Origin of the sequence: Dietzia cinnamea NBRC 102147, assembly GCF_001571065.1 — a bacterium.
Taxonomy (GTDB): Bacteria; Actinomycetota; Actinomycetes; order Mycobacteriales; family Mycobacteriaceae; genus Dietzia; species Dietzia cinnamea.
In genome coordinates this window covers 118,202-135,425 of sequence record NZ_BCSW01000001.1, presented here as the reverse complement: position 1 = coordinate 135,425, position 17,224 = coordinate 118,202, and the positions used below count along the sequence as shown (strand labels likewise).

17 protein-coding genes are annotated in these 17,224 nt (G+C 72.3%); 14 read left to right on the top strand and 3 right to left on the bottom strand.

Features of this window, described 5'->3' with window-relative positions; genetic code table 11:
• Nucleotides 1–98: 98 nt before the first annotated feature.
• Complete coding sequence (locus DCI01S_RS00655) at nt 99–611, bottom strand: inorganic diphosphatase (protein WP_061227487.1); 513 nt, start codon at nt 609–611, stop codon at nt 99–101.
• A gap of 183 nt (nt 612–794) precedes the next feature.
• On the opposite strand from DCI01S_RS00655, the gene dacB reads away from it, so the two are divergent.
• The 5 genes from dacB (at nt 795) to DCI01S_RS00630 (ending at nt 6,750) form a co-directional block, all read left to right on the top strand.
• Nucleotides 795–2,189, top strand: a complete 1,395-nt coding sequence (gene dacB, locus DCI01S_RS00650) for a D-alanyl-D-alanine carboxypeptidase/D-alanyl-D-alanine endopeptidase (protein WP_244881618.1) — start codon at nt 795–797, stop codon at nt 2,187–2,189.
• Nucleotides 2,176–3,189, top strand: a complete 1,014-nt coding sequence (gene tilS, locus DCI01S_RS00645) for a tRNA lysidine(34) synthetase TilS (RefSeq protein WP_061227486.1) — start codon at nt 2,176–2,178, stop codon at nt 3,187–3,189. The genes dacB and tilS overlap by 14 nt, the downstream gene beginning before the upstream one ends.
• Nucleotides 3,190–3,747, top strand: a complete 558-nt coding sequence (hpt, locus tag DCI01S_RS00640; RefSeq protein WP_061227485.1) for a hypoxanthine phosphoribosyltransferase — start codon at nt 3,190–3,192, stop codon at nt 3,745–3,747.
• A gap of 133 nt (nt 3,748–3,880) precedes the next feature.
• A complete protein-coding gene (locus DCI01S_RS00635; protein ID WP_156482521.1) occupies nt 3,881–5,194 on the top strand; it encodes an exodeoxyribonuclease VII large subunit in 1,314 nt (437 codons plus the stop codon).
• 20 nt (nt 5,195–5,214) lie between these two features.
• Entirely contained in the window at nt 5,215–6,750 is a 1,536-nt protein-coding gene (locus tag DCI01S_RS00630) for an acyl-CoA synthetase (RefSeq protein ID WP_061227483.1), read from the top strand.
• 626 nt (nt 6,751–7,376) lie between these two features.
• Here the strand turns inward: DCI01S_RS00630 and DCI01S_RS17080 are convergent.
• Complete coding sequence (locus DCI01S_RS17080; protein WP_156482520.1) at nt 7,377–7,541, bottom strand: hypothetical protein; 165 nt, start codon at nt 7,539–7,541, stop codon at nt 7,377–7,379.
• Between the two features lie 196 nt (nt 7,542–7,737).
• Between DCI01S_RS17080 and DCI01S_RS00625 the strand changes: the two genes are divergently transcribed.
• Together DCI01S_RS00625 and DCI01S_RS00620 are read left to right on the top strand one after the other, a co-directional pair.
• Complete coding sequence (locus tag DCI01S_RS00625; protein WP_244881617.1) at nt 7,738–8,718, top strand: sigma-70 family RNA polymerase sigma factor; 981 nt, start codon at nt 7,738–7,740, stop codon at nt 8,716–8,718.
• Nucleotides 8,719–8,722: 4 nt separating this feature from the next.
• Nucleotides 8,723–9,001, top strand: a complete 279-nt coding sequence (locus tag DCI01S_RS00620) for a DUF1059 domain-containing protein (protein ID WP_243699669.1) — start codon at nt 8,723–8,725, stop codon at nt 8,999–9,001.
• Between the two features lie 18 nt (nt 9,002–9,019).
• Here DCI01S_RS00620 and DCI01S_RS00615 read toward each other — a convergent pair whose 3' ends face one another.
• Nucleotides 9,020–10,381 (bottom strand): amidase, encoded by a 1,362-nt coding sequence (locus DCI01S_RS00615; RefSeq protein WP_244881616.1) that lies wholly within the window; start codon nt 10,379–10,381, stop codon nt 9,020–9,022.
• A gap of 152 nt (nt 10,382–10,533) precedes the next feature.
• On the opposite strand from DCI01S_RS00615, the gene ftsH reads away from it, so the two are divergent.
• The 7 genes from ftsH to DCI01S_RS00580 all read left to right on the top strand — a co-directional run bounded on the left by ftsH (nt 10,534) and on the right by DCI01S_RS00580 (nt 17,209).
• Nucleotides 10,534–13,002, top strand: a complete 2,469-nt coding sequence (gene ftsH / locus DCI01S_RS00610) for an ATP-dependent zinc metalloprotease FtsH (protein WP_061227481.1) — start codon at nt 10,534–10,536, stop codon at nt 13,000–13,002.
• A gap of 33 nt (nt 13,003–13,035) precedes the next feature.
• Entirely contained in the window at nt 13,036–13,659 is a 624-nt protein-coding gene (gene folE, locus DCI01S_RS00605; RefSeq protein ID WP_061227480.1) for a GTP cyclohydrolase I FolE, read from the top strand.
• Nucleotides 13,656–14,519 (top strand): dihydropteroate synthase, encoded by an 864-nt coding sequence (gene folP, locus DCI01S_RS00600; RefSeq protein WP_438356731.1) that lies wholly within the window; start codon nt 13,656–13,658, stop codon nt 14,517–14,519. Before folE ends, folP begins: the two co-directional genes overlap by 4 nt.
• Nucleotides 14,519–14,914: a dihydroneopterin aldolase gene (folB, locus tag DCI01S_RS00595; RefSeq protein ID WP_061227567.1), complete on the top strand. Its 396-nt coding sequence runs from the start codon at nt 14,519–14,521 to the stop codon at nt 14,912–14,914. The genes folP and folB overlap by 1 nt, the downstream gene beginning before the upstream one ends.
• Nucleotides 14,911–15,441 (top strand): 2-amino-4-hydroxy-6-hydroxymethyldihydropteridine diphosphokinase, encoded by a 531-nt coding sequence (folK, locus tag DCI01S_RS00590; protein WP_061227478.1) that lies wholly within the window; start codon nt 14,911–14,913, stop codon nt 15,439–15,441. The genes folB and folK overlap by 4 nt, the downstream gene beginning before the upstream one ends.
• Nucleotides 15,438–15,914 (top strand): DUF3180 domain-containing protein, encoded by a 477-nt coding sequence (locus DCI01S_RS00585; RefSeq protein WP_061227477.1) that lies wholly within the window; start codon nt 15,438–15,440, stop codon nt 15,912–15,914. Before folK ends, DCI01S_RS00585 begins: the two co-directional genes overlap by 4 nt.
• 122 nt (nt 15,915–16,036) lie before the next feature.
• Entirely contained in the window at nt 16,037–17,209 is a 1,173-nt protein-coding gene (locus DCI01S_RS00580) for a DUF6779 domain-containing protein (RefSeq protein ID WP_061227566.1), read from the top strand.
• Nucleotides 17,210–17,224 lie beyond the last annotated feature (15 nt).

Sequence of the window (17,224 nt, the reverse complement as noted above, 5' to 3'; positions counted from 1 at the left end):
CCGCGTCCGCCACCCAGCCACCAACGAGAAGACAGTTCCGCACATCGCCACTCGGGCGACACGGGCGGAACTGTCTTCTCGATGAGGTCGGGCCTCGTTCAGCCCCGGAAGGGCTCGGCCTTCTCCTCGGGGTGCTCGACGAAGTTCTCCAGGCCCTCGGCGACGAGCTTCTCGCCGTGCGCCTTGTCCCGCCACTCGCCCGGGGTGACGTGCTTGCCCGGCTCGAGGTCCTTGTAGTGGAGGAAGAAGTGCTCGATGGCCTTGAGCTCGAAGTCGGGGACGTCGTCGATGTCCTGGATGTGATCCCAGCGCGGGTCGAGGTCGGGCACGCACAGCAGTTTGTCGTCACCGCCGGCCTCGTCGGACATCGTGTAGACGCCCACGACACGGGACTTGATGATCACGCCCGGGAACACGGACTCGTCGAGCAGCACGAGGGCGTCGCAGGGGTCGCCGTCGTCGGCGAGGGTCTTGTCGATGTAGCCGTAGTCGGCCGGGTAGCCCATCGAGGTGAAGAGGAACCGGTCGAGGTAGATCTTGCCGGTCTCGTGGTGGATCTCGTACTTGTTCCGCGAACCCTTGGGGATCTCGATGGTCACTTCGACGGACACGGGCTACCTCACAAATCGTCATGCTCCGGAACCCGAGACGGCTCTCCCGGGCAATTCGGGGTGATTCTAGTAGGCGCCACCGGCGTCGGGGGTGGGCGCCGTCACGCGGGCCGCTAGCGTGGGGCGGCAGCAGGCGACATGGACAGGTGCGGTGGACGTGCGGGCGTCCGGGAAGTGGGTCGAGTGACCGAGCGGGGAGTGTGGCGCGGGCGCGGGCTCGTGTGGCGGGCGGGTGTCGTGCTCGTCGTCGTCGCCGTCGTCGTCGCCGGACTCGTGGCGGCGGCCCTGGTCACCGACGTCGACCAGCGCGGCGGACTCATCGGGGACACCTCCTCTGACGCCGCCTACGACGTGAATCCCGGCCTGCTGCCGGCCGACGGCTCGGCCCCGATGCCCGACCCGGCCGCGCTCAAGCGGATCCTGACCCCGCTCGCCCAGGACCCCGCGGTCGGCGACCTCACCGCCAGCGTCGTCGACGACGCCACCGGACAGGTGCTGTGGGAGGTCCGCCCGCGCGAGGCCAAGGTCCCGGCGTCCACCACCAAGCTGCTCACCGCGGTCGCCGCCATGCTCCAGCTGCCGCCGGACGCCAGGGTCGACACCACCCTGGCGCGGGGCGCCGAGCCGGACACCCTCGTCGTGGTCCCGGGTGGCGATCCGACCATGTCAGGCGGGGCGAAGCCGGGGCCGTTGTTCCCGGGCGCGGCGACCGTCGTCCAGGCCGCCGACGTGGTGCGCGCCGCCGGGATGACGCCCGCGCGGATCGTCGTGGCCCCCGGCCCGTACACCGGACCGCGGATGGGGCCGAACTGGGTGCCCGCGGAGATCGCGGCCGGCAACGTGGCGCCGGTGGACGCGTGGATGCTCGACGCCGGGCGCCTGGACCCGGCGGACGAGTACTCGCCCCGCTCGACCGAGCCCGCGCTGGCCGCCGGGCGCGCCCTGGCGCGCGAGCTGGGCGTGGACCCGGAGCGGGTCAAGGTCTCGGAGACCGCCGTGGAGACGGGCGGGGAGCTGGGCCGGGTGTCGTCGGCGCCGCTGACCGAGCGGGTGCGCTCGATGCTGGTGTACTCGGACAACGTCCTGGCCGAGACCATCTGCCGCGAGGTCGCGCTCGAGCGGGATCCCGACCGGCCGGCGGGCTTCGCCCAGGGCACCGCCGCGGTGGTCGACACCCTCGCCGAGCACGGCCTGGACATGACGGGCGTGCGCCTGGACGACTGCTCCGGGATGAGCTCCGGCAACCGCCTGTCCGCGGCCGCGCTCACCGACGTCCTGCGCACGGCGGCCGCCCCCGACGCGACCCGCGAGATGCGCGACCTGCTCGACACCCTGCCCGTGGCCGCGGGCTCGGGCACGCTCGCCGACCGCTTCACCGGCCCGGCGGAGGCGGGCGCCGGCTGGGTGCGGGCCAAGACCGGGACCCTCAGCGGCACCAGCGCGCTGGCGGGCACGGTGACCAGCGCGGACGGGCGGTCCATGAGCTTCGCCCTGCTGTCCTCCGGTACCGACCCCTCGGTCGCGCGCCCGGTCCTTGACCGCATCGCCGCCGAGCTGCGGACCTGTGGCTGCCGCTAGCGGGGCCTGGACCGGCGCCGCGTGGACGGTGCGCGCCGCCGTGCGGGCGTTCCGACGCGCCCACCCCGAGGTCGGTGACGAGGTGTGCGTGGCCCTGTCCGGGGGCGCCGACTCGCTGGCCCTGACCGCCGCGGCCGCCGCCGAGTTCGCCGACGTGACGGCGCTCGTGGTGGACCACGGCCTGCAGCCCGGGTCCGACGAGGTCGCCCGTCGCGCGGCCGCCGCGGCCCGCGGGCTCGGGACGGCGGCGGAGGTCCTCGTCGTCGTCGTCGACTCCGACGGTTCCGGCCCCGAGGCCGCCGCCCGCACCGCGCGGTACGCCGCGCTCGACGCCGCGCGCCGCGACCGACCCGTCCTGCTCGCCCACACCCTCGACGACCAGGCCGAGACCGTCCTGCTCGGCCTGGGGCGCGGCTCCGGCGCGCGGTCGTTGCGCGGAATGGCCGCGTGGGACGCGCCGTGGGGCCGCCCCCTGCTCGGCGTGCGCGCCGCCGACACCCGCGCCGCCTGCCGTGGCCTCGGCCTGACCTGGTGGGACGACCCGCACAACACCGACCCGACGTACACGCGCGTGCGGGTGCGCCGCGAGGTGCTGCCGCTGCTCGAGGACGTCCTGGGGGGTGGGGTCGCCGAGGGCCTGGCGCGCACCGCGGAACTGGCGAGGGTCGACGACGACGAGCTCGACCGCCTCGCCGGGGCCGTTCCCGTCGGCGACGACGGCGCACTGGACGTGAGCCGACTGGAGCGGTTGTCGACCGCCGTGCTCACCCGGGTCCTGCGCCGCTGGCTGCTGTCCCGGGGGGTCATCTCCCCGACGTACGCGCACCTGACGGCGGTGGCCGCGCTCGTCACGGACTGGCGCGGACAGGGCGGCGTCGCGGTCGGGGGCACCGGACCCGCAGGGACGCGCGGGGTGGGCCCGACGGCCAGGTTGGTCGCCCGGCGTCGGCATGGAAAAGTGGTCCTGGAGATCGACCGGGCGAGCGGAGCGGGGACGTAGATGACCACGGACAAGTACGCGGACGAGATCGAGTCCGTACTCCTCGATGAAGACGCGATCCGGGAGCGGATCGCCGAGATGGCCGCCACCGTCGGCGAGCGCTACGCGGATGTCGAGAAGGAGGTCGTGCTGATCGCCGTCCTCAAGGGCGCCGCGATCTTCGTCTCCGACTTCGCCCGCGCGCTGCCCATCCCGTCCGAGATGGAGTTCATGGCCGTCAGCTCGTACGGCTCGTCCACCAGCTCCTCGGGCGTCGTGCGGATCCTCAAGGACCTGGACCGCGACATCGCCGACCGCGATGTGATCATCGTCGAGGACATCATCGATTCCGGCCTCACCCTGTCGTGGCTGATGCGCAACCTCAAGACCCGCAACCCGCGCTCGCTGGAGATCGTCACCCTGCTGCGCAAGCCCGACGCGGTGAAGGCCGATCTCGACATCCTCGAGATCGGCTTCGACATCCCCAACGAGTTCGTGGTGGGCTACGGCCTGGACTTCGCCGAGCGGTACCGCGATCTGCCGTACATCGGCAAGCTGCACCCGCGCATGTACTCCTGACCTGCCCGGTCGTCCTGGGCTGACTCCCTTGCCCGCCCCGCTTGTCGGACCACTCGCCTATGTTCGCGGTGACAACCGAGGCGAGAGGGAAGAAGTGACACGAGTCGGGACCAGAGCGGTCGATCCGCGCGAGTTGTGCGAGACGCTGGGGCGAGCCCTCGCCGCCGAACCGGTGAAGGTCGAGGGCGAATGCCGGAACGCACGGGTCGACGCCCACTATGTCTCGTTCGATCTCTGTGGGAGAGATTCGGACTGTCCAGATGTGGTCCGCGTCTGGATCCCGGCCAACCAGATCTGGAGAATCCGGCAGGGGCTGGAGTCGAGGTGGAGTCACCCTCTGGAGGAGTGCCTCGCCGACGGCCGATGCGTCGTGGTGATAGGCACGGCCGAGGTGCGGAGGACCTCCATCCAGGTCAGCGCCACCGGCGTGTACATCAATGACTTCGACGCGGTCGGCAGCCTCCAGGCGCAGTTAAATCGTCTTCCGTCGACGCTCGAGGATCTCGGGATCCCCCCGGATCGACTCAGCCCCTCGGAAACGAGACAGAAGCTGACCCTCGACCGACCCCCGTCCCGTATCGCGGTGGTGACCGGTAAGAGCTCTCGGGCGTACGAGGACTTCTGCGCCGCATTCTGGAGCACCGCGAAGCGGAAGGGTGCGGAGAAGTTCCCCCGCCCCCAGTTGGTCCACGTCCCGTTCAGGCTAGAGGGGGCCGGTGTGGCGGACGAGTTGGTCCGGGTTCTGCGGGATGAGGTGCCCGAGAGCCGGGCCGACGCCGTGTGCATCGTCCGGGGTGGGGGGCCGTGGTCCGATCTCTGGCCGTTTCACTCACTCGAGGTGGTCAAGGCGGTACATGACATGCCGATGCCCGTCTTCACGGCCATCGGGCACGAGAGTGACCGGCTCGCGATCGACTGCGCGGCAAGAGGGTCGCGGGGCACTCCGAGCTCGCTCGGAGAAGGGCTCGGGTGGGCGTTTCGCGAGCTTTGCTCCCGCTCGGTCCCCAGGGTTACCGGGATCAAGAGCCCGGGGACCCGGGTGGCCGGGGAGCCGACCGAGCTCGAGGAGGTCAAGCGTAGGTTGGCACAGTCGAGAGCGCGGTGTCGAACCGTCGAAGCAGAACTGAGCCGGGCGCAGGCGACTCTCGAGGACGAGCGCGCGCGAGCGGATGCGGCTCAGAAGCACGCTTTCGAGCAGGGGCTCCGGTCCGGCGAACGGCTCGCGACCAATCGAGCAGTCGAGGTCGCCCTGATAGTGACGGTGCTGGTGACCTTTGCGATCGGCGGACTGGCCGTGGCCGTGGGCGAACTCGTCTTCGTGATCGTCGCCCTGGCCGGAGTGGTAGGAGCTGCTCGTCTGATCCTCGAGTGGGTCCGCACGGCGCCGGAACGCGGCGCGCGGTGGCAGCGAAAGATCAGAGAGCCAAAAGAGCCGACAGTGTTGTAGATCACACATACGCTCTGGACATGTATCCAGGAACCTTCGCCGCCACCACCCCGGACAAGCCCGCCGTGATCCGTCCCGCAACGGGTGAGCAGATCACGTACGCCGAGCTGGAGGCCCGCTCGGCCCAGCTCGCGCACGTCCTCGTCGATGACTGGGGGCTTCGCCCCGGCGAGACGATCGCCGTGGTCTCGGACAACACGCTCGAGATGCTCGAGATCTACTGGGCGGCCCTGCGGACCGGCCTGTACATCGCCGCGATCAACCATCACCTGACCCCGGACGAGTCGTCGTACATCATCGGCGACTGCGGTGCCCGCGCCCTGTTCGTCTCCGCGCCGGTCGCCGATCACGTCGACCTCACCCCGGAGGCCCACCCGGGCGTCGAGCACCGGGTCGTGTTCGGCGGCGCGCTCGAGGGGTTCGACGACTACCGATCGCTGCTCGAAGGCAAGTCGACCGAGCCTCCGGCGGATCAGCCGCGCGGTCACGACTTCCTCTACTCGTCGGGCACCACCGGCCGGCCCAAGGGCGTCCGCGTGGACCCGCCGGAGGGGCAGATCGACGAGGTGGCCGACCACTACACGCCGGTCTTCAGCTTCCTCTACGGCTTCGACGCCGACAGCGTCTACCTGTGCCCGGCGCCGCTGTACCACGCGGCCCCACTGCGCTTCTGCGGCGTGGTCAACTCCGTCGGCGGGACCGTGGTGCTCATGGACCGCTTCGGCGCGGAGGAGGCGCTGCGGCTCATCGAGGCATACAAGGTGACGCATTCGCAGTGGGTGCCGACGATGTTCGTGCGCATGCTCAAGCTGCCGGAGGAGACCCGAGCCAGGTACGACCTGTCGAGCCTGACCCACGCCATCCACGCCGCCGCGCCGTGCCCGCCCGAGGTCAAGCGCCGCATGATCGAGTGGTGGGGGCCGGTGATCCACGAGTACTACTCGGCGACCGAGGGCATGGGCATCACGTTCATCAACTCGCAGGAGGCACTCGAGCGCCCCGGATCGGTGGGACGGGACGGGCTCAAGGGCATCGCCCACATCTGCGATGACGAGGGCAACGAGCTGCCGGCCGGCGAGATCGGGACCATCTACTGGCAGAACGACGAGGGCGGCTTCGCCTATCACGGCGATCCGGAGAAGACGGCGTCCGTGCGCCACCCCGACCATCCCACGTGGGCGACCTTCGGCGACGTCGGATACCTCGACGAGGACCGCTTCCTGTACCTCACGGACCGCAAAGCGTTCACCATCATCTCCGGCGGGGTGAACATCTACCCGCAGGAGATCGAGAACGCGCTCGTCCTGCATCCGGCCGTCGAGGACGTCGCCGTGATCGGACTGCCGGACGAGGAGATGGGGGAGCGCGTCCACGCCGTGGTCGTGCCCGCCGCGGACCGCGCTGACGACCCGGGCCTCGCGCAGGAGATCCTCGACTCCCTGCGGGGGAAGATCTCCGATTTCAAGATCCCCCGCGGTCTCGACCTCGTCGACGAGCTGCCCCGCACGCCCACCGGGAAGCTGGTCAAGCGCCGGATCGTGCAGCAGTACGCCTGACGCGGACCCGGCGGCGACGGTGAAAGGCGGCGCCGGGGAGTGTGGCGGAGCTCTCGGACGGTGTGCGGGAACAGATCTGGCACCGTCGTGGTTCTACTGGGCGGATCGGGATGCGGCAGTGTCCCCCGGGCTCACTCACACAGCCCTCGCGGAGTTCCGTTCGACTGGAGCCGCGTTGCGCCCCTCGCCGAGAGGCGACCCCGCGTCCCGGTCCGCCCACTTCGCAGGCAGACGAGAGAAGCCGCCGACCTCGCGGTCGGCGGCTTCTCCGATGTCGGATCTCGCTCTCGTTCCTGCTTCCCCCCAGGCCGAGCCGGTCAGGCGACACTCGCCGTGAGGTCGGCGGAGGTCATGATGCCGAGGAAGTCGAGGAGTCCGAGGAAAAAGGACGGCAGGTTGGTCGCGGCATCTGCCACGGTCGATCCCGAGTTGAGTCCGAAAGCAGCTGAACCTTCTGCGAATACTCCGAGGCTGCCCATGGTGGTGCCCCTTTCTGTGAGGGTGGGGGGCTGGCAGCCGGACGCCGCGTCCGGCCTGACGAAACCGATTGTGAGATAACTCACACACATCCCCCGCTGAAGATGATGCGCTTCTTATCTCGTCCAGTCAAGCCTCGGTCCTGCTCGTCAGTCGGCGACGCTGGCCACCAGGTCGACGGCGATGCCGTCGAGCAACGCGGCGAGGAAGGACAGCGCCAGCGACGGCAGGCTCGTCCCCATGTCGGCGAGAGTGGAGCCCGAGTCGAGTGCGAACTCGGCGGATCCGGCGGCGAGCGTGGCGAGACTTCCCATTGTTCGTCCTTTGCTGTCGACGGCTCCCCGTCAGGGGGCGGCCGGTCTGTGGTGGGCGGCGCCGGCGTGACCCGGCCGGTGGCGACGGGCGAGCGGCGTCGCCTCCGTAGCCGGTCTCATCATCGCCGGATGTCGCCGACCGGGCCGGTGCTTTGACGGTTTTTCCTTATTGTGGGAGCGTGCGTGGGCTGAGAGGGTGACGGGCGTGGACGTGGTGACGAGCTTCGAGCGCGAGCGACCCCGTCTCGTCCGGATCGCCGGGCGCCTCCTGGGGGATCATGCGGAGGCCGAGGACATCGTCCAGCAGGCCTGGCTGCGCCTCGCGCGCGCGGACAAGGCGGGCATCGACTCGCTGCCCGCCTGGCTCACGACCGTCGTCACGCGATTGTGCCTCGACCGGCTCAAGGCGGCGGTGCCGCGACCGCTCGAGCCCGGCGACCCGGAGCGCCCCGACGGCGCGTCCATCGACCGCGCCTCCGTCGAGCCGGGCCCCTCCGAGGAGGCGGTGCTCGCGGACTCGATGGGTGCGGCGCTGCACGTCGTCCTCGACCGCCTGACTCCGTCGGAGCGGGTGGCCTTCGTCCTGCACGACCTGTTCTCGGTCGACTTCGCCACTGTCGCCGACATCCTCGACTGCCTCCCGGCCACGGCGCGCAAACTGGCGTCGAGGGCCCGCGCGAAGATCACCCGGGCGGGCGACACCGGCGAGCAGGCGGACTGGCTCGTCGTCGACGCCTTTCTCGCCGCGGCCAGGCACGGCGAGTTCACCCGCCTCCTCGAACTCCTCGCGCCGGACATCGTCGTCACCGGCGACCCCGTCGCCGTGCGCGTGGGCACCCCGTCGCGCATCGACGGCGGCGACGCCGTGGCGGAGTTCTTCAACGGCGCGGCCGCCGCGGCGCTGCCCGTCTTCGTCCACGACCGACCGGGCGCGGCGTGGTTCGACCGCGGCGAGGCCCGGGTGGCGTTCGACTTCCTGGTCACCGACGGCCTGGTCCGCCGGATCGACTTCCGCGCGGACCCCGACGTGCTCGCCGGATTGCGGCGGCGCCGGGGCGGCGACCAGTGCTCGCCGGATTGCGGCGGCGCCGGGGCGGCGACCAGCGGTGAGCGCGCGGCGGCGAGACGGGTGAGCGCCGCGGTCACATCCGGGACGCGCCGCTCGTCAACGAGGTGAGGCGGTGCGATCCGCGACCGCCACGACCCGAGAGGACGGACTCCACATGAAGGCCATGACCTGCAAGGACCTGGGCGGGCCCTGCGATCTGGCGCACCGCGGCGAGACGGCGGACGACGTGATCAACGCACAGGACGCACACCTCAAGGAGCGCGTCCGGGCCGGCGACGAGGCGCACGTGCCGGCGCGGGAGGACATGAAGGGCAGGTGGCGCCGGCCCCGGCAGTCGCTGGGGTGGTACCGCGACGTCAAGAAGCGCTTCGCCGACCTGCCGGAGGACTGAGCGTCAGGAGGCGGGGCATCAGGAGGCGCCGGCCTCGCCCGGAGTCCGTACGCCGACTCCCGCCCGCTCGATGACGGCCGCGAGCGCGAGCAGCGTCGTCTCGGAGCCCGGCCGCCCCACGAGCTGGACCGACGTCGGCAGGGCCCGTCCCGCCGGGGTGGTGGTGCTGCCACACGGCACCGAGAGCGCGGGCCAGTTCAGGACGTTCGCCAGCGGCGTGAAAGGCGAGAACCGCATGGACGCCCACAGGGAACGTCCCCAGGATCGACGGTGCCAGTCGGTCGCCTCGGGCGGGACGTCGGCCAGCGCCGGGGTCAGCCACACGTCGACCCCGGCGCTGTCCATGGCGCGCTCGACGTCCGCGCGGAGCGCCCGGACGCCGCGGTTCCAGCGGGTGTCCCCGTCGCCGGCGCCGCCGCGTCGGAACACGGTGCGGCCGAGCAGGGCGTGGTGGCGGGTGCGACGCTCCATCGCCGAGAGGGGGAGGTTCTCCTCCTCGGCGGCGCGCGCCACGGCGGAGGTCCACCGCGCCAGGTAGAGGACCGGGTCGCGCGGGGACGGCAGGGAGGTGTCGACGACGACGAGGTCCTCGGCGCGCAGCAGTGAGGCGGCCTCCCGCGCCGCGCGAACCCAGGGTGCGTGAACGCGTACGAGATCACGGCCCAGCCGTATCGGGCTGGCGACGGACAGCCCGACGCGGGTCCCGCCGGGTACGGGTCCGGTGCGGGCCAGCTCCGGGCGGCCCGCCATGACCGACAGGGCGAGCGCGACGTCGCCGACCGTCCGGGCCAGCGGACCGGATTCGGCCAGGCCGCCCCAGTTGTCCCCGGACAGGCGTGTGGGTACGACCCCGGGCCCGGGCTTGATGGTGACGATCCCGCAGGCCGCGGCGGGGATGCGCAGCGAGCCCATCCCGTCGTCACCCACCGCGAGCGGCACCATGCCGGAGGCGACGGCCGCGGCCGAGCCGCCCGAGGATCCCCCGGCGGACAGCGACGTGTCCCGGGGGTTGCGGGTGATGCCGTGGGCGTCGGAATCGGTCATCCCCCATGTGCACAGCTGCGGGGCGGCGGTGACGCCCACCGGGACGGCCCCGGCCGCCAGGAGGGGTGCCACCACGGGGTTGTCGAGGGTGACCGTGCTCTTGATCGCCAGCGGGACCCCCGCCAGCGGCAGTCGTGCGCGGGCCTCCCGTGTCCTGGCGTCGACGGCGGCGCCGGCCGCCCGACCGTCCGCCCGCAGCAGGGTGGTGAAGGCGCGGAGTGACGGGTTCAGATCGTCCACGCGGTCGAAGGCGGCGTCGAGGGTCTCCAGCGCGCCGGTGGCGCCGGTGCGCACGGCCTCCGCGGTCGCGGTCGCGGACGAGGGATCGGTGGTCACGGCCCCGATCGTACGACGGCGGGGGTGTGCGCCCGTGGCGATCATCGGGGTGGGGTGTCGGTGCCGGCGGGTAGCCTGGGGCGATACCGACGACGTCGGGTGCACGACCGGGCCCTCCGACCGGCTGGGCCGTCCTTCCACACGAGGACCGAATGGAACGCAAGAGCAACACCGTCTTCCGCAACCTCGCGATCGCGGGCGTGATCATCCTGGCCATCGTCGGGTTCTCGTTCTTCGCGAACGACGACCGCGGTTTCGCCGAGGTCGACACCTCGGTGGCGTTGGCGCAGGTCGACGCCGGCAACGTCAGGGAAGCGCTGATCGAGGACCGGGAGCAGCAGCTGCGCCTCACGCTCGAGAACCCGATCACGCCCGAGGAGGGTGCGGAGGAGACGGACCAGCTCCTCGCCAAGTACCCGGAGCGGGCCGCGGATCAGATCTTCGACCGGGTGGCCGCGGCGGAGCCGGAGAAGTACGACACGGCGGTCACCCAGCAGGGCTTCCTGTCGCAGATGCTGTCGTTCCTGCTGCCCATGCTCATCCTGTTCGGGCTGCTGTTCTTCTTCATGTCCCGGATGCAGGGTGGCAAGGGCGGACTGTTCGGGGTGGGCAAGTCGCGCGCCGTCGAGTTCACCAAGGACATGCCCCAGACCACGTTCGCGGACGTCGCGGGCGAGGACGAGGCGGTCGAGGAACTCAACGAGATCAAAGACTTCCTGCAGAACCCCGCGCGGTACGAGCGCCTCGGCGCCAAGATCCCGCGCGGTGTCCTGCTGTACGGCCCGCCCGGCACCGGTAAGACCCTCCTCGCGCGCGCTGTCGCGGGCGAGGCCGGGGTGCCGTTCTACTCCATCTCCGGTTCGGACTTCGTCGAGATGTTCGTCGGCGTCGGCGCCTCGCGTGTGCGGGACCTGTTCGAGAAGGCCAAGCAGAACGCGCCCTGCATCGTGTTCGTCGACGAGATCGACGCCGTGGGCCGGCACCGCGGGTCGGGCACCGGCGGCGGTCACGACGAGCGCGAGCAGACCCTCAACCAGCTCCTCGTGGAGATGGACGGGTTCGACGACCGCTCGACCGTCATCCTCATCGCCGCCACCAACCGGCCCGACGTCCTGGACCCGGCGCTGCTGCGCCCGGGCCGGTTCGACCGTCAGGTCCCGGTGACCAATCCGGATCTCAAGGGCCGTGAGGCGATCCTCGCCGTCCACTCGGTCGGCAAGCCGCTGGCCGCGGACGTCGACATGACGTCCCTGGCCCGGCGCACCATCGGAATGTCGGGTGCGGACCTGGCCAACGTGCTCAACGAGGGCGCGCTGCTGGCGGCGCGTCTGGGCCGCGACGAGATCGACATCGAGATCCTCGAGGAGGCCACGGACCGCGTGGTGGGCGGCCCGCGCCGCAAGCACCGGGTGATCAGCGAGCACGAGAAGAAGGTCACCGCCTACCACGAGTCGGGACACGCCCTGGCCGCGTGGGCGATGGAGGACCTCGAGCCCGTCCACAAGGTCACCATCCTCGCCCGCGGCCGCACCGGCGGTCACGCTCTCGTGGTCCCCGAGGACGACAAGTCGTTGATGACGCGCGCAGACATGATCGCGAGGATCGTCATGGCGATGGGCGGTCGCGCCGCCGAGGAGTACGTCTTCGGCGAGCCCACGTCGGGAGCCAGTTCGGACATCGAGCAGGCCACCCGCATCGCCCGCACGATGGTCGCCGAGTACGGCATGAGCGCCAAGCTCGGCGCCGTGAAGTACGGCGGCGAGGGCGGGGACCCGTTCCTCGGCCGCGGCGGCTCCGCGGCGGGGGAGTACTCGCCCGAGGTCGCCAAGATCATCGACGACGAGGTCCGCCGGATCATCGACGCCGCCCACACCGAGGCGTGGCAGGTGCTCGAGTCCAACCGCGACATCCTCGACGCGGTCGCGGGCGAGCTGCTCGAGAAGGAGACCCTGCGCCAGGACGATCTCGAGAGGCTCTTCGCCGACGTGGTCAAGCGCCCGCGGATCACCGAGTTCGACGACTTCGGTGGCCGCATCCCGTCGACGCGGCCGCCCATCAAGACCCCGGGAGAGCTGGCCAAGGAGCGCGGCGAGCCGTGGCCCCCGCCGGTGACCGACCCGTTCGCGATGCCGGTCCCGCCGACCGGTCGCGATGCGGGTGACCCCGCGTCGGACGGCGACTCTCGGGCCCACGACCGGCCGGGCGACGAGCGCAACGGTGTCGGCGCCTCCGCCGGTGTGCCCCGCGGCCCGGCAGGTTCCGCCGACCGCGGTCAGGGCCCGTCCGGCATCCCCGCCTACGGGACGCCGCCGCCCCCGGGCTGGTCGGCGCCGGGCTGGCCCCCGCGCCAGCCCTCCCACCACGGTGACCGCGGGCCGAGCGGGGCGGAGACCACGCGTCTGCCCGCCGCGCCCGTGAACGGTCGACCCACCGACGGATGGGGCGGCCCCGAGGGCGGCGACCGTCGCGAACAGCCCGCCGAGCCGTCGAACCGCGCCTGGTCCCGGGCGGGAGACGGGGAGACGGACGTCGCCCCCGGCTCCGACGTCCCGGGCGGTGGTTCACACCGCCGCGAGGACAAGGACCCCGACTGGCAACCGCCGTGGGAACGTGAGGACTGACCGCCGCGGCCGCTTCGTGCGAGAAGAGGATTGATGACGACCCCTGACCACCTACCCCCCGCCGACGCGCGCTCGATGCCCACGGGGGAGGTCTTCGACGCCGCCCGCGCGGAGGCCGCTGTCCGTGAGCTGCTGATCGCCGTCGGCGAGGACCCGGACCGCGAGGGCCTGCAGGACACGCCCGCCCGGGTGGCGAGGGCCTACCGCGAGGTGTTCGCCGGCCTGTACACGGACCCCTCCGAGGTGCTGTCCCGCACCTTCGACGAGGACCACCGCGAGCTCGTGTTGGTGCGTGACATCCCCATCTACTCGACGTGCGAGCACCATCTCGTCCCGTTTCACGGGGTCGCCCACATCGGCTACATCCCCGGGCAGTCGGGCGCGGTGACGGGTCTGAGCAAGCTCGCCCGCCTCGTGGACCTCTACGCCAAGCGCCCCCAGGTCCAAGAGCGCCTCACCAGCCAGGTCGCCGACGCGTTGGTCGACAAGCTCGACCCCTCCGGCGTGCTCGTGGTGATCGAGTGTGAGCACCTGTGCATGTCCATGCGCGGGATCCGCAAGGCGGGCGCGGTCACCACGACGTCGGCCGTCCGCGGGATCATGCGGTCCAACGCCTCCACGAGGGCGGAGGCGCTCGGCCTCCTGCGCGGGACGTGAGCACGCCAGGTCGGCTGCCCCGCCCGGCGCACTGCGCGGTGATGGGGGTCCTCAACGTCACGGCGGACTCCTTCTCCGACGGTGGGCGGCATCTCGCGTTCGACGACGCGGTCTCGCACGCCCGGCGGATGGTCTCCGAGGGCGCGGACCTCGTCGACATCGGCGGCGAGTCCACCCGGCCCGGTGCGCTGCGGGTCGAGGAGTCCGACGAGGAACAGCGCGTCGTGCCGCTCGTCCGCGAGGTCGCCGGCTTCGCGCCGGTCTCGGTGGACACCATGCGTTCCCGGGTCGCCGCCCGAGCGATGGAGGAGGGCGCGGCGATCATCAACGACGTCTCCGGCGGGCTCGCCGATCCCGACATGCTCCGGGTGGTCGCCGAGAACCGGAGATCGATCATCCTCATGCACTGGGTCTCCCCGGACGAGTACCGGGCCGGGGCCGGTGGCCGCGCCGACTACGGCGATGACGTCGCCGGCGCGGTGCGCGACCACCTGGCCCGCCGGGCCGACGCCGCCCTGGCGGCGGGGATCGACGCCGCGGACGTCGTCCTCGACCCCGGGCTGGGCTTCGCCAAGAACGGGGAGGACAACTGGGCTCTGCTGCACGGGCTCGACCGGCTCGTCGATCTCGGGTTCCCGGTCCTCGTGGCCGCCTCCCGCAAACGCTTCCTCGGCTCTCTCCTGTCGGAGCCCGACGGGCGGCCCCGCGCGGTGACCGGCCGGGACCCGGCGACGGCGGCGATCACCGCGCTCTCGGCCGCCGCCGGTGCGTGGGCGGTGCGCGTCCACGACGTCGCCCCCAGCGCGGACGCTGTGCGGGTCGCCGCCGCGTGGGCGGCCGGACGCGCGGGGGCTCACTGATGACCGACCGCATCGAACTCCGCGGACTGCGGGTGCGGGGCACGCACGGGGTCTTCGACCACGAGAAGCGGGACGGCCAGGATTTCCTCGTGGATCTGGTCCTGTGGACCGACTTCACCGCCGCGACCGCCTCCGACGACCTGGCCGACACGGTCGACTACGGCGCACTCGCGCTGTTCGCGCGCGATGTCGTCGCCGGGCCGTCCTGCGACCTCATCGAGACGGTGGCCTCGCGGATCGCCGACGGCGTCATGGAGATGGCACCCGACGCCCACGCGGTGGAGGTGACGCTGCACAAGCCGCAGGCCCCCATCCCGGCCGAGTTCGCCGACGTCGCCGTCGTGGCACGGCGCTCCCGCGGCGGCGGGAGCCACCACGAGCGGGGCGAGCGGTGAGCTGCCGGGCGGTGCTGTCGATCGGCGGGAACCAGGGCGACGCCCTCGAGCTCCTGCGGGGCGTCGTGGACGCCGCGGCCGCCGACGGGATCCTGCGCGCGGCGTCCTCGGTCTACGCCACCCCGCCGTGGGGCGGCGTCGAGCAGGACGACTTCCTCAACGCCGCTCTCCTCGTGGAGCACCCCGGCACTCCGGCCGACGTCCTCGAGTGGGGCTTCGCCCGCGAGCGCGCGGCCGGCCGCACCCGCGAGGTGCGGTGGGGGCCGAGGACCCTGGACGTGGACGTGGTGACCGCCGACGTCGACGGCGAGACCGTGGTCTCCGACGATCCGATCCTCACCCTTCCCCATTCGCGTGCGGCCGAGCGCGCCTTCGTGCTCGTGCCGTGGCTGGAGATCGATCCCGACGCCCGCCTGGCCGGCGTGCCCGTCACCGACCACCTCGCGGCGCTCGACCCGGCGGATGTCTCCGCGGTACGGCGGCTTCCCGGGACCCTCGCCCCTCGGGGCCGGGTGGCGCCGTCATGACGCGGGTGGCCAAGTCGACCCTCGCGTTGGTGGCGCTCGTCGCGGCGGTGGCCGCCTACGTCCTCGTCGACGCGTTCCTGGGATCCATGCCGCCGATCGGCTTCGGCTGGGTGACGCTGCTGGTGGTCGCGGCGGTCGACGTCCTGTTGGCCATCCGCATCCGTGCGGCGATCTCGGACGGCGGCGTCGGGCAGGACCGTAGTCAGATGCACCCGCTCACCATCGCCCGGTGCGCGGCGCTGGGGCAGGCCTCGGCGGTGCTCGGGGCGGCCACCGGTGGGTTCGGGGCGGGGCTGGCCCTGTTCTTCCTCCCACGCCTGGGCGAGCTGGCGGCCGCGGCGGCGGAGCTCCCCTCGTCCCTCGCCGTCCTGGTGTCCGGGGCGGCCCTGGTGGGGGCCGGGCTGTTCCTGGAGTCGGCGTGTGAGACCCCGCCCGACGACGACGAGAACGGCGGGCTGGGCGAACCCGCCTGAGCCGGCCGTGCGGGAACGGCGGGTGAGATCCCGCCTGGAGACCCGACTTTCGTCGGCCCCGTTGGAGCGGACACGCGCTGGTTACCTGTGTGACCCGTGATTCTCTGAGTATCATGCGGGTCATGAGTTCCGACGGCGCGATGGACAAGCCCCGGTCAGCTCGCCCCGCGCGCGGCGACGATCGCGGACTGGCGAGCATCGCTCTGGGAGTGCTGCTGGTCCTGGCGCTCATCGCCACCGTCGTCATGGTCTTCTCGGACAACCCGGTGTGGATGCGGATCGGGACGCTGTCCGCCCTGTGGGCGGCGTTCATCGGGGCGTTCCTCGTGGCGCGCTACCGCAGGCAGGCCGCGGCGGAGGCCGCCCGGGTCCGGGACCTGCACACCGTCTACGAGCTGCAGCTCGAGCGTGAGATCTCGGCCCGCCGGGAGCACGAACTGGTGGTGGAGAAGGAGCTGCGCGCCAGCGTCCGCGCCGAGACCGAGGACTCGGTGCTCGCGCTGCGTCAGGAGATCGCCGCGCTGCGTGAGCAGTTGTCGGCGCTGGGGGTCAGCCTCCCCGAGGACCGCTTCGCCGTGGGCGGCCCCGGCCCGGCCGGACAGCTCGGCGCAGGCTCGTCCCTGCCGTCCGTCCCGTCGGAGCGGGTGGCGCCCCGCCGTCGTACCCCCGGGATGACGCCGCCGCGCGTCGGCGCAAGGACCTCCGCTGACACGGAATCGTCCGGGGAGAAGACGACCTCCGACCGGCCCGGCCAGTCCGCGCCGTTCACGCGGTCGACGCAGCCGGGGAGTCCTTCGTCGCCGACCGAGCCGTCCCCGACCGAGCCGTCGGTGGCCGGGGTCGGGCCGGATGCCACGCCGAGCACCGAGCGCACCGAGCGGCTCGCCCCGGTCGCCGGACGTGGGGCCGCCGCGGACGCGCCGACCGGTGAGCCGCGTCGCCCCGCCGTGCGCCCGGTGGCCGGGCAGCCGTCCCGTGACCCGAGCTCGAGCGGCCCGGCGGCCGCGCCGAAGACCGGGTCGAAGCCTGCTCCGCAGACCGGGTCGAAGCCTGCTCCGCAGACCGAGCCGAAGCGCGAGCCCGCTCCGAAGGCCGAATCGACGTCCGAGCCGCGGCGTTCGTCGGAGCCCGCGCCGGCGTCGGCTCCCGAGCCCGCGTCCCAGCCCGCCTCCGAGTCGGCGCCGGCGAGCCGCCACGGCGAGGGTCGCGGGCTGTCGGTGGCCGAGCTCATGGCACGCCTGGGGGAGGGCGAGGCGCCCAAGCCGAGCCGTCGCCGACGCCGCGCGGAGGACTGACGCGCGAGCCGCTCC

Excerpts from the sequence above, each read along its gene's own strand:
- hpt (WP_061227485.1), top strand. The coding sequence starts at position 3,190 with ATGACCACGGACAAGTACGCGGACGAGATCGAGTCCGTACTCCTCGAT.
- DCI01S_RS00630 (WP_061227483.1), top strand. The coding sequence starts at position 5,215 with ATGTATCCAGGAACCTTCGCCGCCACCACCCCGGACAAGCCCGCCGTG.
- DCI01S_RS17080 (WP_156482520.1), bottom strand. The coding sequence starts at position 7,541 with ATGGGAAGTCTCGCCACGCTCGCCGCCGGATCCGCCGAGTTCGCACTC.
- ftsH (WP_061227481.1), top strand. The coding sequence starts at position 10,534 with ATGGAACGCAAGAGCAACACCGTCTTCCGCAACCTCGCGATCGCGGGC.
- folE (WP_061227480.1), top strand. The coding sequence starts at position 13,036 with ATGACGACCCCTGACCACCTACCCCCCGCCGACGCGCGCTCGATGCCC.
- folB (WP_061227567.1), top strand. The coding sequence starts at position 14,519 with ATGACCGACCGCATCGAACTCCGCGGACTGCGGGTGCGGGGCACGCAC.
- DCI01S_RS00585 (WP_061227477.1), top strand. The coding sequence starts at position 15,438 with ATGACGCGGGTGGCCAAGTCGACCCTCGCGTTGGTGGCGCTCGTCGCG.
- DCI01S_RS00580 (WP_061227566.1), top strand. The coding sequence starts at position 16,037 with ATGAGTTCCGACGGCGCGATGGACAAGCCCCGGTCAGCTCGCCCCGCG.